This is a genomic window from uncultured Chitinophaga sp. (assembly GCF_902168175.1).
Classification (GTDB): Bacteria; Bacteroidota; Bacteroidia; order Chitinophagales; family Chitinophagaceae; genus Chitinophaga.
Window position 1 is genome coordinate 34,529 of sequence record NZ_CABHOU010000026.1, and the last position, 13,749, is coordinate 48,277.

General features: G+C 48.4%; 15 protein-coding genes. 1 reads left to right on the top strand and 14 read right to left on the bottom strand.

Annotation, left to right across the window (positions count from 1 at the left end):
• Positions 1-80 precede the first annotated feature (80 nt).
• The 5 genes from QZT80_RS06410 to QZT80_RS06430 all read right to left on the bottom strand — a co-directional run bounded on the left by QZT80_RS06410 (position 81) and on the right by QZT80_RS06430 (position 4,182).
• Positions 81-1,016, bottom strand: a complete 936-nt coding sequence (locus tag QZT80_RS06410; RefSeq protein WP_295119349.1) for a GNAT family N-acetyltransferase — start codon at positions 1,014-1,016, stop codon at positions 81-83.
• Positions 1,003-1,944, bottom strand: coding sequence for an EamA family transporter (locus QZT80_RS06415; RefSeq protein WP_295119352.1), 942 nt, complete (start codon positions 1,942-1,944; stop codon positions 1,003-1,005). Before QZT80_RS06415 ends, QZT80_RS06410 begins: the two co-directional genes overlap by 14 nt.
• 354 nt (positions 1,945-2,298) lie before the next feature.
• The gene (locus QZT80_RS06420; RefSeq protein WP_295119354.1) at positions 2,299-2,817 is read right to left on the bottom strand and encodes a methylated-DNA--[protein]-cysteine S-methyltransferase; all 519 of its coding nucleotides are present in this window, start codon (positions 2,815-2,817) and stop codon (positions 2,299-2,301) included.
• A complete protein-coding gene (locus QZT80_RS06425; RefSeq protein WP_295119357.1) occupies positions 2,777-3,655 on the bottom strand; it encodes a hypothetical protein in 879 nt (292 codons plus the stop codon). Before QZT80_RS06425 ends, QZT80_RS06420 begins: the two co-directional genes overlap by 41 nt.
• The gene (locus QZT80_RS06430; protein WP_295119360.1) at positions 3,652-4,182 is read right to left on the bottom strand and encodes a metalloregulator ArsR/SmtB family transcription factor; all 531 of its coding nucleotides are present in this window, start codon (positions 4,180-4,182) and stop codon (positions 3,652-3,654) included. The genes QZT80_RS06425 and QZT80_RS06430 overlap by 4 nt, the downstream gene beginning before the upstream one ends.
• 108 nt (positions 4,183-4,290) lie before the next feature.
• Here QZT80_RS06430 and QZT80_RS06435 point away from each other — a divergent pair, with 108 nt between their 5' ends.
• A complete protein-coding gene (locus QZT80_RS06435) occupies positions 4,291-5,730 on the top strand; it encodes a PLP-dependent aminotransferase family protein (protein WP_295119363.1) in 1,440 nt (479 codons plus the stop codon).
• 227 nt (positions 5,731-5,957) lie between these two features.
• Here QZT80_RS06435 and QZT80_RS06440 read toward each other — a convergent pair whose 3' ends face one another.
• The 9 genes from QZT80_RS06440 to QZT80_RS06480 form a co-directional block, all read right to left on the bottom strand.
• Positions 5,958-6,461 (bottom strand): hypothetical protein, encoded by a 504-nt coding sequence (locus QZT80_RS06440; protein ID WP_295119366.1) that lies wholly within the window; start codon positions 6,459-6,461, stop codon positions 5,958-5,960.
• A 23-nt stretch (positions 6,462-6,484) separates the two neighbouring features.
• On the bottom strand, positions 6,485-6,835 hold the full coding sequence (locus QZT80_RS06445) for a hypothetical protein (RefSeq protein ID WP_295119369.1): 351 nt from the start codon (positions 6,833-6,835) through the stop codon (positions 6,485-6,487).
• A gap of 341 nt (positions 6,836-7,176) precedes the next feature.
• The gene (locus QZT80_RS06450; RefSeq protein WP_295119373.1) at positions 7,177-8,295 is read right to left on the bottom strand and encodes an ABC transporter permease; all 1,119 of its coding nucleotides are present in this window, start codon (positions 8,293-8,295) and stop codon (positions 7,177-7,179) included.
• Entirely contained in the window at positions 8,295-9,401 is a 1,107-nt protein-coding gene (locus QZT80_RS06455) for an ABC transporter permease (RefSeq protein ID WP_295119376.1), read from the bottom strand. Before QZT80_RS06455 ends, QZT80_RS06450 begins: the two co-directional genes overlap by 1 nt.
• Position 9,402: 1 nt before the next feature.
• Positions 9,403-10,143 (bottom strand): ABC transporter ATP-binding protein, encoded by a 741-nt coding sequence (locus QZT80_RS06460; RefSeq protein WP_295119379.1) that lies wholly within the window; start codon positions 10,141-10,143, stop codon positions 9,403-9,405.
• Between the two features lies 1 nt (position 10,144).
• On the bottom strand, positions 10,145-11,056 hold the full coding sequence (locus tag QZT80_RS06465) for an ABC transporter ATP-binding protein (protein WP_295119382.1): 912 nt from the start codon (positions 11,054-11,056) through the stop codon (positions 10,145-10,147).
• Positions 11,057-11,061: 5 nt separating this feature from the next.
• A complete protein-coding gene (locus QZT80_RS06470; protein ID WP_295119385.1) occupies positions 11,062-11,955 on the bottom strand; it encodes an HlyD family efflux transporter periplasmic adaptor subunit in 894 nt (297 codons plus the stop codon).
• Between the two features lie 3 nt (positions 11,956-11,958).
• Positions 11,959-13,221: a TolC family protein gene (locus QZT80_RS06475; RefSeq protein ID WP_295119387.1), complete on the bottom strand. Its 1,263-nt coding sequence runs from the start codon at positions 13,219-13,221 to the stop codon at positions 11,959-11,961.
• A 47-nt stretch (positions 13,222-13,268) separates the two neighbouring features.
• A partial coding sequence (locus tag QZT80_RS06480) for a hypothetical protein (protein WP_295119388.1) occupies positions 13,269-13,749 on the bottom strand: 481 nt, incomplete at its 5' end.

The window sequence follows — 13,749 nt, forward strand, 5'->3', positions numbered from 1 at the left end:
TGAGCCGCGAAAATAAGCAAAACAAAGGCGCTTTAAAAAGCGCCTTTTCTGATTTGCATCCAAAATCTATGTTGTATAGATTAATACCTTACTTCTGCCGGAACGATCTGCGCCAGGTGATGTTCCAGGTGCGCGAGATAATCCTCGGCCAGGAACTGCAGGGTAACCGGCGCATAATCGCCTACACTTACGATGTGGGCCAGCGACTCGTCGCGGATGAGTTCCAGCACCCGGGCAATATTATTATTGACACCCTGCCACAGTGCAATCAGCACTTTCCAATCCGCATCCTGGTAATGTTGCACTGACACCCAACAGTCCTGCTGATACGCTGGCGTTTCCAAAAAGGCAGCCTGTTGCGCGCGAATGAAACGTGCGTGGTTATTAAAAGCGGAGTCGATCAGGTGACCGAGTTCCTCTTTACGGCTCCATTTATCAGGAGCGCGCTTTTCCGTCGCCTCTTTTTCCGTAAACAATTTCATTTTTTCGGCAGATGCAGCTACTACGCGTTTGATATCGCCCGCCACCTGCTTTAACCCGGGTGGTTGCAGCGGAATCTCCATCTGTATATTACAGCGCTCATAAACACCCGGATCAACCGGCACCTCGATAAAACCGTAGTTACGGTACATCTGTATCGCCACCGCCTGAACAGTATTGGAGTACAACACCATCTTTGTATAACCCTGTAACCTGGCGCGTTCTATAATTTCCACCATCAGCAAATGCCCCAGTCCATACCCGCGAAATGCAGGATCTACACCCAGTTTGGTCATCTCTACTGTGTTATCGTCCTGCTTACGCAGGGCTACCGTTCCCGCTATCTTATCCTTCACCGCCACAAAAATGATATCGCCGCCTTTGGACAAAATATGTTCTTCAGGATGTTGCAATACCGCAATATCCCCATCTTCCATCTTAAACTTTTCCTCTATCCATTGCCTGTTTATACTTTCGAAGTACTGTTTGTACTGCGGATGCCAAGAAAGGACGCGAACATCATTAACTGTGCTCATAAATATTAATTTTTACTTTTGCTTTTGCTTCTTCCTTTGCTTTATTAAACGACCTGTTAACCAGGTAAACACCCAGGAGTATCACCATACTAAACAGCGCTGTATTCCAGTTTAACTTTTCGTGAAACCACAACCACCCGAGCAGCAGTGCTACAACGGGATTGATGTAAGCGTACACCGACACCAGTGATGGCGGCAGGCGGTTCAACGCAAATATATAGGAAGAATAACCTACGATAGATCCGAAGAAGATCAGGTACAGCAGGCTCCCCCACAGTTCGGCTGTAAAATTGGAAGCGCTGATATGTTCGCCCATTAACACGGTGATCAACAGCATCACCACACCACTGAACACCATCTGGTAACCCGCGCCGTATAACGGGTTAATATCCATGGCCCATTTCGCGGTCAGCACCGAACCCAGGCCCCATAATACACAAGCCACCATAATTAATATAATGCCGAAACGGAACTCAGGGTTCATGAGTTCTGCAAAATAGTCGTAGAAAATACCAGCCACACCTGCAAACCCCAATAGTATTCCTATAATCAGTTGCCAGGAGAATTTACTACGTGCTACCAGGAAAAAACTGAAAATGGTGATCCATATAGGAACAGTGGCACCGATGATAGCACCGAGACCACTGGGTATATAATGCATGGCCCAGGTCATCAAACCGTTGCTGCCGCAAAGCATCAGGGTGCCGATGATAAAGAGCCGGCCTAATGTTTGTTTATCAGGCACTTTATAACCGCGCGACAGGAAGAAACCTGCCATCAATATACCAGCCACCGTTTGCCGGATACCAGCCAGCGAAATACCGTGCATATATTGCACGCCAATGCGGGCGGCCAGGTAAGTGGTTCCCCAAAATATACTTACCAGTGCAAGCGCGGTATAGGCAGCAGCATTCGACTTTTGTTTCATCTTCCACAGCGGATTTAAGGCGTATCTGTTCGCCCGTATGAATTGGCGAAAAAAGCAACCTGGTTTATAATCAGTCAAACATGTGAAAACGATGGGTCGATACAGCTTTAGCTTCTCTTTGAGGTCATAGCAGGTAGTGCGCAGGCAATGCTTATCACATAACGGATGCGTGGAGTGGCCTAAGAAAAAGCGCAATGGGTGGATACCCATCGCCCTGGCTTAAATCAACCTAATATCTTTTCAACCTGTAACCTGTCAACGGCCTAACAATTACCGTTCGATTACGGGTACAAAATTCTTACAAAAAACAGTAACAAAACAGATTCAGTTTTGAAAACTTTGACCATATCAGATTTAAAACAGCGTCAGCGAACCGTGTTTTACTTTATGTTCATGCTCCAGCAGCCACTTCTTCCTCCAAAGGCCACCAGCATAGCCTGTAAGGCTTCCGTTACTCCCTATTACCCGGTGGCAGGGCACGATGATCGCAATCTGGTTCCGTCCGTTTGTCGTACCTACCGCCCGGATGCTTTTGGGGTTGCCAATACGGTTGGCCAGCTGCTGGTAACTGATGGTAATAGCATACGGAATAACGCATAACTGCGACCATACCGTTTGCTGAAATTCGGTACCCGACTGACTGATGGGCAGTTCAAAACCGAGTCGTTTACCTGCAAAATACTCTTCCAGCTGCCTGGCGCAGTCAAGCAGTACCTGCGGCGGCGATGGATCTGATATGCCCATTTGTTCGCGGAAGTTTACCCCGCTTACAAACTGGTCGTCGCCTTTAATTTCAAGCGGACCAACGGGCGTGTCGATATACAGCAGGCGCTCATTTAGTATAGAGAGAGCGCCAGAGGTAGAAGGTTGCATAAGCAGCATTATTTTTCCAGTGAGCAGTATATTCTTTTACATCTGATATGGCTGGTTTAACCGGCAACTGCATCCTGTTTTTCAGGGCGTTGTGCAGGCCGGCGTCTTCCAGTGGCAATGCCTGGGGGAAGCGGGCGTACTTCATTAGTACATAGTTGGCCGACCAGTTGCCGATACCTTTCAGCGATATCAACTTTTCAAGCGCTTCTTCATAATCCATTTGCAACAACGTTTCGGCAGTCAGATGTCCCTCTGCCATTTGCTGTGCCACATGCAGGATATAAGCCGTTTTACCTTTGGAAAACTGCATTTCCAGCAGCTTTTCCGGCGGCACTACCGCTAATACCTCCGGTGGTGGATATAAATAGTAAGGATGCCCATCTATCAATGTTTCGTAACCAAAAGCCTGTACCAGCCGCTGTTTCAATGTATAAGCAAAAGCCAGGTTGATTTGCTGGCCGGTGATCGTCCAGGTAAGCGACTCGAACAAGTCGGGGATGCCGATAAGGCGCAGGCCTTTGTACTCGCTCACGAGTGGGCCCAGTATGTGATCGTCGGCCGCGAAGCGATAGAAACTTTCCATGTTACCATCGAGGTGTAACCAGCGGGTGATATAAGCTGTAACGGCGGCTTCGTTTACCGGGGCGTTTGGTTGCACCTGTATCTCCCCGTTCTTGTAACTGATATCTAATAATACAGGAGTAACGCCATCGGCGAACAGCTTGTATAAATGCCCCTCCTCTACCCTGTGCATGCACTCGCGCGGCGAGCGGTTAAGGAACAACAGGCATTCATCGAAGCTGAAGCGCGATTTATCTTTTACCGGGATCCGGATCATGGTTTACATCGTTTGCAGGCACGGAAACCGTTCTTTTCGGCATCGTCGCGCTGGAGGTAAAAAATTACGTTATCGGGACGTGGATTGGCAGAACAGGATGGTTTGCAGAAGATGCCCGTCGTTTTTACCGCGTTGTAAAACAGCCCGTCGAAGTCTTTGTCCTTGCTCAACATAGCCTGCAACATCACCGGGTAAGTAAGCGCCTCCCCTTTGCGGTAGCCCGTTTTTTCCAGGAACACACCGTGGTCGTTTCGCAGTGAAGAGCGGTCGATGTCGAGGTATTCCTGCAGCCATTCCTTAAGTTCGTAAAAAGCTTTGCGGTTCAGGTAACCGTAACGCTCACGGCCAGCCTGGTAAATCTTTATCCAGCCCGCGTCTTCCAGTACACCCAGGTGTTTACTTACCGCCTGGCGGGTAATATGTGCGAAGTGTTCGTTGATCTGGTTTACGTTCAGGGGCTGGCGGGCCAGCAATTCAAGAATTTGCCGGCGCACCGGGTCTGATATGCCTTTAAATAACTCATCCATAATCTGCAACTTTTGAGTTGCTCGAAATTAGTGCAATTTTTCAGTTGCGCAAATTAAAATTCAGAATTGGTGTACTTTTGACCTGCACCGTGATAAATCGCTCCTCTTATGGCAGATCATCTTTACCAGCAGGTGGCAGACCGCATCGAACAACTTATAGAGAAAGAAGTAATTAAAATAGGCGACAAACTGCCATCTGTACGCACGCTCAGCAAGGAACAAGGTATTAGTTTAAGCACCGCCTTCCAGGCGTATTATCACCTGGAACGTAAAGGCCTGATAGAACCGCGGCCGAAATCGGGTTATTATGCGCGCTTTTCGCCGCGCAAACTGCCCGACATGCCCAAGACCTGCGCACCGGTAAAAAAGGTGGCCGATGTAAGTGTGAGTGAAATGATCACGCAGGTGTTTTACGACATGCCCGACGACCGCATCCTGCGTTTTTCGCTGGCAGCTCCGCCCGACAGCATACTCCCAGGTGCGAGGTTGAGTAAAGCCATGATACATGCCATACGTACGCTGCCGGGCGGAGGTATCAACTACGAAAGTTTGCAGGGCAACATCGATCTGCGCAGGCAAATTGCCCGTATGAGCCTTCACTGGGGCGGCACACTTACCGAAGAGGATGTAGTGACCACCACCGGTTGTATGGATGCGTTAACCCTCTGCCTGTCGGCCGTTACCGAACCGGGAGATGTGATCGCGCTGGAAAGTCCGGCTTACTGCGGGGCATTCCAGTTAGCGGAAAGTTTGGGATTAAAAGTATTGGAAGTACCTACCAACCCCGTGTGCGGCGTAGATCTTAAATACCTTGAACAGGCCATCCCCCGCTTTAAGATCAAAGCCTGCCTGTTCGTAACGAACTTTAACAACCCGCTGGGCTCCCTGATGCCTGATGAAAACAAACGGGAGCTGGTGCGCATCGTTAATAAATACGATATAGCTTTGATAGAGGATGATATTTACGGCGACCTCTATTTCGGGAAACAACGCCCTACTACCTGCAAAACTTACGATACCAACGGCAACGTGCTGCTCTGTAATTCCTTCTCAAAATCGCTGGCCCCCGGTTACCGTGTTGGTTGGACGGTGCCAGGCAGGTACAAAGAGAAAGTACTGCGTCTTAAACTGAATCACTCTATTTCCTCTGCCACCTTACCGCAGGCGGCGGTTGCACACTTCCTGGAGAACGGCCGTTACGAACACCACCTGCGTAAAATGCGGAAGATGCTGCACATGCAATGCCTGCGTTACATGCAGGCCATTACCGAATACTTCCCCGAGGACACTTGTGTAACCAGGCCACAGGGTGGTTTTGTGCTGTGGCTGGAACTGAACCCGCGTATTAACACGTTTGAGTTATACGAACAGGCATTAAAGAGAAAGATATCCATTGCGCCGGGCAGAATTTTCACTTTACAGGAACGTTATGGTAATTGCCTTCGCATTAGTTACAGTCATCCGTGGAGTAAAAGGATAGATGATGGATTGAAAACGTTGGGAAAATTGCTGACGAGTATGTTAAAGGAGGCGGAGGCCGCTAATTAATGAGTGGCTGATGTTGTTCCTGCAATAGGTATCGGACGGTGTAAATACCGCTGAGATGGAAAAGAAAAAAGTTGCCCGGTAGCATTTCTGTCGCTGAAGGGAGTGACACAACGGCGGCTCAATAGTACCCCGAAAGCTTGTCCCAGCCTATGTTTCAGAAACACAAAAGCCGTTTCGCTTTGAACGAAACGGCTTTTGGTGAAAATGGGTTAGTAAGTAAAAAAGTTTTATTGAACGGCTTCGCGATTCGTAATTTGAACACACTTTGCTTCCAATATCTTTTTAAAGTTAGTAAACTCTCCCATTGATTCAAAATTCTCAGCAAAAAATTCGTAACGATTTTTACTGTTCTGAGTATAAAGTATCATGGATTCTCCATCATCTTTGTCCTCTTTGTTCCATAATTCGTTTACTTCAGCGAACAAAAGGCTGGTGTTTACGGGCGCGTAACTTTTGATTTCGGAAAAGCTCATGCCTTCGTTAGACACCTGAACGGCGGAACCACTGTTGATGGCGCGCATCTTAAAAAACTTGTGAATAGCGTAGGCGATAAACAGGATGCCCGCTGCGATAACCGCGTACTTGCTGTTAGGATACTCCAGCAGGGTGAAGTTGCGGTACCTAAGGTTAAATGGTTTCATAAATGCGTACACAATGCCTGCCAGGCCAACGGCGGCCGTAAAAAGAAAGCCCCAGGAATACTTCTCCCTGTAATTAAAGGTTTGATTCATAGATGATAGTTATTGTTTATTAATTATTGCTGAATTTCGAGTATCCACTCTTCAACCTGGTGCGCTACTTTCCATTGTCCACCGTTAATAAAAAGGTTTACCACGAAGGCCGCCATACCGCGCCTGAAACTGCTGAAGAAGGTGCTGGGTGCAATGGGCAGTATGTCTACCACATTGGGTTCTACAAAAACCACCTTAGCACCGGCGGCGGCCGATTTTTTAATAACAAGGCAGCGCTGGTTAGCGTTCACAACAAAGTCGACCCATTGATCTATTGCGATGCTTGTGGCGTACGCGCCTCCGGATTTACTGTCGATAAACACCTTGAGCTTGTCGAGGTTATCAAACGCGGGAAGTACTTTCCTTAATGCCATAGGGGTGTGTTAAAGCTTTAGAATATGATTTTTAATTTGCCCAGGAATGATACCCGTCTTTTTTCTGTACGTGGTGATATGGGTGATGCCTGCAGTTCTGTTATATACTTGCATTAACAAAAAAAAGTTTTCCGGATATAATTTCTTTAAAAGGTCTGGTAATTCATTCGCAGCTCAAAGGTCACAAACCGGTTAACGGTGGCCACGAACAATCAACATGCGCTTTAATGGCATCAAAAGTACAAACTTTAGTATATACATTGCAAATTTTTTTAATCCCTGATAAATTTGAGAAAGCCCGGGCATGATTACCCGGGCATTGTTTTACCTACAACTGTTACTTAAACCGTTTTCCTGTAATTCCATACAGCGATGGCGTTTATGACAACGGCAAAGGCACACATAATAAAGAAGTAGTGCCTGATATGTTCCCAGCCACTCCCCTTTAACATGACCATACGGATTACTTTTACGAAATAGGTGATGGGATTGAACCAGGTAATTTTCTGCGCCCAGTCTGGCATACTTTCCACCGGCGTAAACAAGCCGCTCATCAGTACGAAGATGATGATGAAGAACCAGGTAATGAACATGGCCTGCTGCTGCGTGTCGGTAAAGGTTGAAATGAGCAATCCCATACCCAGCATAACAACCAGGTATACGGCGGCAAACAGGAATATGAGTAACACATTGCCTTCCATCGGTAAATGGAAGATGAGTTTACCCAGTAATAAACCGAAGGCGAGCTCAAACAAAGCGATAATCCAGAAGGGCAATAACTTGCCTATTATAAAGTGATGTTTGCGGATGGGCGTTACGTTCAGCTGTTCGATAGTACCCACCTCCTTCTCCTTTACGATGTTCATGCCCGAGAGGAACGCACCGATCATGGTGACTAATACCACCAGGATGCCTGGTACCATAAAGTACTTGTAATTCATTTCCTGGTTAAACCAGTTGGAATAAGTAACGTCGATGCGGGGCGGACCGTTGCGCTCATCCATCGCCAGCCACTCTGCCCGTACATCTTTATTGAAACTCCTGATGATGTTGGTAGCGTAGCCGTTTGCCAGTCCGGCCTTACTACCATTGATGGCGTTTACCAACAGTTGCAGCGAGGCCTTATCCTGCCGCACCAGGTTACGTTCAAAGTTGGGGGGAATAACCAGGATAAGATCTGCATCATCCTGCGCGAGGTGTTCGTAAGCCGCTTTTACGCTGAGCGGAGCGTCATTTAGTTCGAAGTAACCGGAAGCTAAAATTTTGTGCGTCAGCCGTTGCGACCACGACGACCGGTCCTGGTCTACAATATCGATACGGATGTTTTTGATTTCGTAGTTGGCAGCAAAGGCCAGGATAAGCAGTTGTATAACCGGCATTACGAATATGATCGGCAACATGGCCCGGTTGCGGAACACCTGCAGGAACTCCTTTTGCAGTATAAAAAAGATGGTACGCATCAGCTAAGGCGGGTTTTGAAGTTACGCACACTTAGTGCAATAAAGAACACCGTCATACCCAGCAGCACGGCAGTGGGTTTCCATACGGCGAGCAGTCCCGAACCCTTGAGCATCACATCTTTCAGAATGATAATGAACCACTTGGCGGGCAATATGTTCGCGAACATCTGTAATGGCAGGGGCATACTTTCTAACGGGAATACGAAGCCTGATAGCAGCACGGTAGGCATGAGCAGCCCTACCATGGAGATCATCATAGCCGCCTGTTGAGAAGCCGTGATGGTAGAGATGAGGATGCCGAGCGAAAGGGCGGTGAGTACGAACAACCCGCATTCCATCAACAATAATAACAGGCTGCCTTTTACCGGCATGCCAAACAAAAACACACCTAAACTAAGGATTACCAACGCATTGATAAACGACAGTATAATATAAGGCACCACCTTACCCACGATAATCATTCCCGGCGACAACGGCGATACCAGTAGTATTTCCATGGTGCCGGTTTCTTTTTCCCGGGTGATGGTGATGGAAGTCATCATGGCCGATACGAGCATCAGTATCAATGTCATTACGCCGGGCACGAACATGAACACACCTTTTAACGCGGGGTTGTACTGCATACGTGGATGCACATCAATGGTCAGAGGCAGTTTTAATTGCCCGCTCATTTCCTGCTGGTAGTTACCAACAATAGCGGTGGCGTAGTTCAGTAACGTCGTGGCCGAATTTGGATCAGAGGCGTCGGTGATCAGTTGCACGGGGGCTTTATGGTTGTGGTAAAAGTTGTACCCGAAGTTTTTGGGAATAACGAGTGCTACTTTAATATGCCCGGCGCGAAAGGCTTCGGTGATCTCCTTTTCGCTTTGCAGCGCGGTGGTTATTTTAAAATAGCCAGATGCGCCTATCTTTTGAACGAGGCGACTGCTATAATAATCATTCGACTGGTCCAGCACGGCTATTTCGGCATTACGTATTTCGTTGGTAATGGCGTACCCGAACAGGATGATCTGTATAACGGGCATGCCGAACAATATGAGCAGCGTGCGCCGGTCGCGGAAGATGTGATAAAACTCTTTCTTTATAAATGCCAGGAACTGGAGCATATTACTGGTTTGAAACGGTTTGTTGGCGGGCCAGTTGCAGGAACACGTCGTTCATGCTTACGGCCGAAAATTGTTCTTTTAGTTTTCGGGGTGTATCCAGTGCTTTTATCTTTCCATCCACCATCATAGAAATGCGGTCGCAGTACTCAGCCTCGTCCATGTAGTGGGTGGTAACGAACACGGTTACATTCTGATGCGCCGCTTCGTAAATCAGGTCCCAGAACTGGCGGCGGGTTACGGGATCTACACCGCCCGTAGGTTCATCGAGAAATACGATGGAAGGATCGTGCAGGATGGCGATGGAGAAGGCGAGCTTCTGTTTCCATCCCAATGGCAGCGAGCTTACCAGCTGATTGGCTTCTTTCGTGATCTGTAACTTATCGAGCAGCTGTGCTGTTTTTTCTTTGATACGCTGGTTACTGAGCCCGTAAATGCCTCCGTAGAAACGGATATTTTCCTTCACGGTCAAATCTTCGTACAGCGAGAACTTCTGGCTCATGTAACCGATATTCTTTTTTACTAGTTCTGTTTGGGTGGCTATATCATAACCCGCCACTTTTGCATGGCCGGAGCTGGGTTTAAGCAGTCCGCAGAGCATACGCATAGCAGTAGTTTTACCGGCACCATTGGCACCCAGGAAGCCGAATATCTCCCCCCTGTCTACCGAAAACGTAATGGCATCGGTCGCAATAAAATCGCCGAAGCGGCGTGTAAGCTGGTCGGTAACGATGGCTTTGTCCATGTTATTGATTTTGTTCCTGCATGAGGTACATGAAACAATCTTCGATACCCGCGCTGGTGCGGAACATCGTTAAATCCTGGTGTGGAGAAAGGTACTGGCACAGTGCATCTTCTCCTGCCCCGCCGCTCTTCAGCGTTACATGCAGGTATTCACCGAATGCGTAGCAGCTTGCGGTATCTTCATAACTCCTCAAATCCTGCATCAGCCGGTACCGGTCGCCCGCCCCTACGGCCCACATCGGCTGGGCAAAGCGACGCACAATACCTTCGGGTGTGTTAATATCCATCAGTTCACCTTTTTGAATAAGCGCTACCCGGTCGCACAACACCGCCTCGTCCATATAAGGTGTAGATACCAGGATGGCAATCCCTTTTTCCCGCAGGCGTTGCAGCATTTCCCAAAACTCTTTGCGGGATACCGGGTCTACGCCCGTAGTAGGCTCATCGAGAAACAGTACGGAGGGTTTGTGTACCAGGGCGCAACAGAGGGCCAGCTTTTGTTTCATACCACCGGAGAGTTTACCGGCCGGGCGTTTTTTAAACGGCTCTATCTGCACGTAAATATCTTTTATCAGGTCGTAGTTCTGTTCCACCGTTGTATTAAAGATGGTGGCGAAAAAGCGAAGGTTCTCTTCTATGGATAAATCCTGGTACAGCGAAAAGCGGCCGGGCATGTAACCTACCGAGCGGCGGATTTTTTTGTAATCCTTTACCACGTCCATACCCATTACCGATGCACTGCCCTTATCGGCCAGCAATAAAGTAGTAAGAATGCGGAACAGGGTAGATTTGCCTGCGCCGTCGGGACCAATCAGCCCGAACAACTCCCCTTCTTCTACGCTGAAGGAAACGTTGTTCAGCGCTTTTACATCGCCGAACTTTTTGTCTATATTGTTGATAATGATAGGTTGCATAACCGCTATTTATCGAGGATGATCTCTCCCGGCATACCGATCTTCAGCGTACCATCGTTCTTTACCTTCACTTTTACCGCGTACACCAGCTGGGTACGTTCTTCTTTGGTTTGTATGATCTTGGGCGTAAACTCTGCTTCTGAGGCCACCCAGGATACATTGCCGGAAGTTTCGTGATACTTACCGTCTGCCGCATCGGTGCGCACTTTAACCTGCTGGCCCAGTTTCACCTGCGATAACTGCTCCGCCCCGATGTACACCCGTAAGGTCATTTCGGAGAGGTTGGCGATGCGGTAGAGCGGTTTGCCATAGTTCACCACTTCCCCCTTTTCCACGTATTTCGTCAGCACCGTTCCGCTGATCGGGTTCATTACGCGCGATTGGTTTAACTGGTCGCGCACCTGGTCTATTTGCACTTCCAGCGGTTGTGTTTCACTTTGCAAACCACTGATCTGCGTTTGCAGGGAGGAACTGGTAGAGCTGTACTGCTTCTGTAATACCGCTATCTGCGCATTGATGTCGTCCAGCTGTTTAGGCGTGGCCGCATTGGCTTTCAGCAGGTTTTCGATACGTTGCTTTTCTTTTTGCTGCGTGGCAATTTGCTGGCGTATCACGTCCAGCTGCGGACCCACGTCCGGCTTTTTGCTCAGTACCGCTTTAATGTTGGCGCCCAATTGTTGCTTTTTCAAATGGAGCTGGGTAGAGTCGATACTGCCAACCACTGTATTTTCCTGTAGCATGGTACCTTCTTCCACGTTAAACGTTTGCAGTTTACCCGTACCTTCAGCCGATACGATGACTTCCGTAGCCTCAAAGTTGCCATAGGCATCCGCCGCGTGATCGTCGCCTCCACAGGCGTATAACATCAGCAGTGCCAGGGGTGTTAATGTTGCTTTCATATATTAAAGTCCTTTAGTGGTGTTATAATTGATGATGGCGTAAACCAATTGAATTTCATGTGTTTTGCGGCTGATCACCGCCTGCGTTTCGGCACTCAGGTCGCTGAGGTAGTCGTGTACGGTTAGCACGCCGTTATCTACCTGGGCGCTGGATACCTCCCGCACTCTTTTCCGGAGTTCCACGATGTTGTGATCTTTTGCCAGCGCATTTTCCAGGTTCCGTATGTCTGCGTTCTGTTGCAGCAGCTGGCTTTGTGCGCCTATCACGAAAGTTTCCGATTGTTTGGCGAGCGATTGTTGCTGCAGGGCTATCGCTCGCTGCTCCGTTTTATTATACCGCCAGTTCCAGATCGTCCAGTTAAAACGCAGCCCGGCGAGGTAAAAGAAATCGAATTGATTGTCCAGCATATTCAGTCCGGGCCTACCGTAACCGCCTTGTGCAAAGGCGCTGAGTTTGGGCGTATTGGCCAAACCCGTGATCTTCGACTGGCGCGAGAGTACGTCTGTTTGGAAACGATACATCGCCACCTCCGGGCGCAGTTGTACATCCAGTCCTTTTTCCAATTGGGTTGGGGGGATGATGAGTTGCACGTTTTCGGAAATGCTTATGCCCGTTAACAGCGACATTACCTGCATGGCCGTGCTTTTCCCGTTATGGGCTTCGAACAACTGTTGTTCCGATTTAAGCAATTCTGCGTTTAGTATGTCGGCCTGACTGGCCAGCGTGGTACCATTTGTAATGCCGGCCTTCACACGTTCCAACCGCTGGCGGATGTCGTCCATCATCACGGTGGTGGCGTTGGCACGTTCTTCCCAGATAAGGGCGTTGAAGTAAGTTTGCGTTACCTGCTGTTTCAACTTAAACAACTCTACTTCCACCTTTTGCGATTCCGCTTCCTGCTGCGCGCCACGCAATTGCTGGCGGGCGTTGGTGGCGCCCCCGTCGTAAATCAGCTGTTTTACATCTACCGTTGCCTTGTACTGGTCTTTCGGCAGTACCGGCACTTTCATATTCGGCAGTGCAATGGGTATGCTGGTAACGTCCGACTGGTAAGTGGCCTGGGCGTTAAGGTCGGCCTGGGGCAGCCAGGCAGTACGGTCGTTTTTTACCTGTAGCGCCGCGATTGACTGCAGCAATTGTTTCTGTTGCAACAAGGGGTAATGCTCCCTGGCCTTTTGCTGGCAGGTTTCCAATGTAAGCAGGGAGTCCTGGCCGTAAAGGGCACGGGCGTACAGTAAAACGAACAGACAAAACGTCTTTTTCATTACTAACTTATTTGTTTAACTAAATGGTTAATACAGGGGCAAAAAAACTACGGCCTGAGTGCCGCCATTACAAAATCGACGATAAAAAATCTCCTGGCCTCAATAAACTGTTCAAATTCCTTTTCATCTATATGAAATATCCCTTTCAGCATGGGCTTGGCCACGAAGGGGAATATACACATCGATAAAACACTGATCAGGAGTTGTAAGGGATCCGTTTTGCGGATCAATCCTTTTTTTGCGGCTGTTTGTATATCTTTTAAAAACGGGTGTATTTCGGGGAAATTGGGCACGCCTGTTAACTGCTTCACCATCCTTTCGGGGTTCTGGTTCACCTCGTGCAGTATAAACAGGGGCAGGTAGGGGTTTTTAGCGATCACGGTGATGTAACTGTTCACGACCACGCTCAGCTTTTCCTGCAGGCTGGCGTCTTTTTCGAGGATGGCCTTAATATCGACCATCATTTCTCCCATGGCGCTTTGAAACACCATATCGAACAGTTTGTCCTTACTGCGGTAATAATAATGC

Bases quoted from the DNA above. Each gene is read 5' to 3' on its own strand.
- QZT80_RS06450 (WP_295119373.1), bottom strand. From the start codon at position 8,295: ATGCGTACCATCTTTTTTATACTGCAAAAGGAGTTCCTGCAGGTGTTC.
- QZT80_RS06470 (WP_295119385.1), bottom strand. From the start codon at position 11,955: ATGAAAGCAACATTAACACCCCTGGCACTGCTGATGTTATACGCCTGT.
- QZT80_RS06445 (WP_295119369.1), bottom strand. From the start codon at position 6,835: ATGGCATTAAGGAAAGTACTTCCCGCGTTTGATAACCTCGACAAGCTC.
- QZT80_RS06435 (WP_295119363.1), top strand. From the start codon at position 4,291: ATGGCAGATCATCTTTACCAGCAGGTGGCAGACCGCATCGAACAACTT.
- QZT80_RS06425 (WP_295119357.1), bottom strand. From the start codon at position 3,655: ATGATCCGGATCCCGGTAAAAGATAAATCGCGCTTCAGCTTCGATGAA.
- QZT80_RS06415 (WP_295119352.1), bottom strand. From the start codon at position 1,944: ATGAAACAAAAGTCGAATGCTGCTGCCTATACCGCGCTTGCACTGGTA.
- QZT80_RS06440 (WP_295119366.1), bottom strand. From the start codon at position 6,461: ATGAATCAAACCTTTAATTACAGGGAGAAGTATTCCTGGGGCTTTCTT.
- QZT80_RS06420 (WP_295119354.1), bottom strand. From the start codon at position 2,817: ATGCAACCTTCTACCTCTGGCGCTCTCTCTATACTAAATGAGCGCCTG.
- QZT80_RS06475 (WP_295119387.1), bottom strand. From the start codon at position 13,221: ATGAAAAAGACGTTTTGTCTGTTCGTTTTACTGTACGCCCGTGCCCTT.
- QZT80_RS06460 (WP_295119379.1), bottom strand. From the start codon at position 10,143: ATGGACAAAGCCATCGTTACCGACCAGCTTACACGCCGCTTCGGCGAT.
- QZT80_RS06430 (WP_295119360.1), bottom strand. From the start codon at position 4,182: ATGGATGAGTTATTTAAAGGCATATCAGACCCGGTGCGCCGGCAAATT.
- QZT80_RS06410 (WP_295119349.1), bottom strand. From the start codon at position 1,016: ATGAGCACAGTTAATGATGTTCGCGTCCTTTCTTGGCATCCGCAGTAC.
- QZT80_RS06455 (WP_295119376.1), bottom strand. From the start codon at position 9,401: ATGCTCCAGTTCCTGGCATTTATAAAGAAAGAGTTTTATCACATCTTC.
- QZT80_RS06465 (WP_295119382.1), bottom strand. From the start codon at position 11,056: ATGCAACCTATCATTATCAACAATATAGACAAAAAGTTCGGCGATGTA.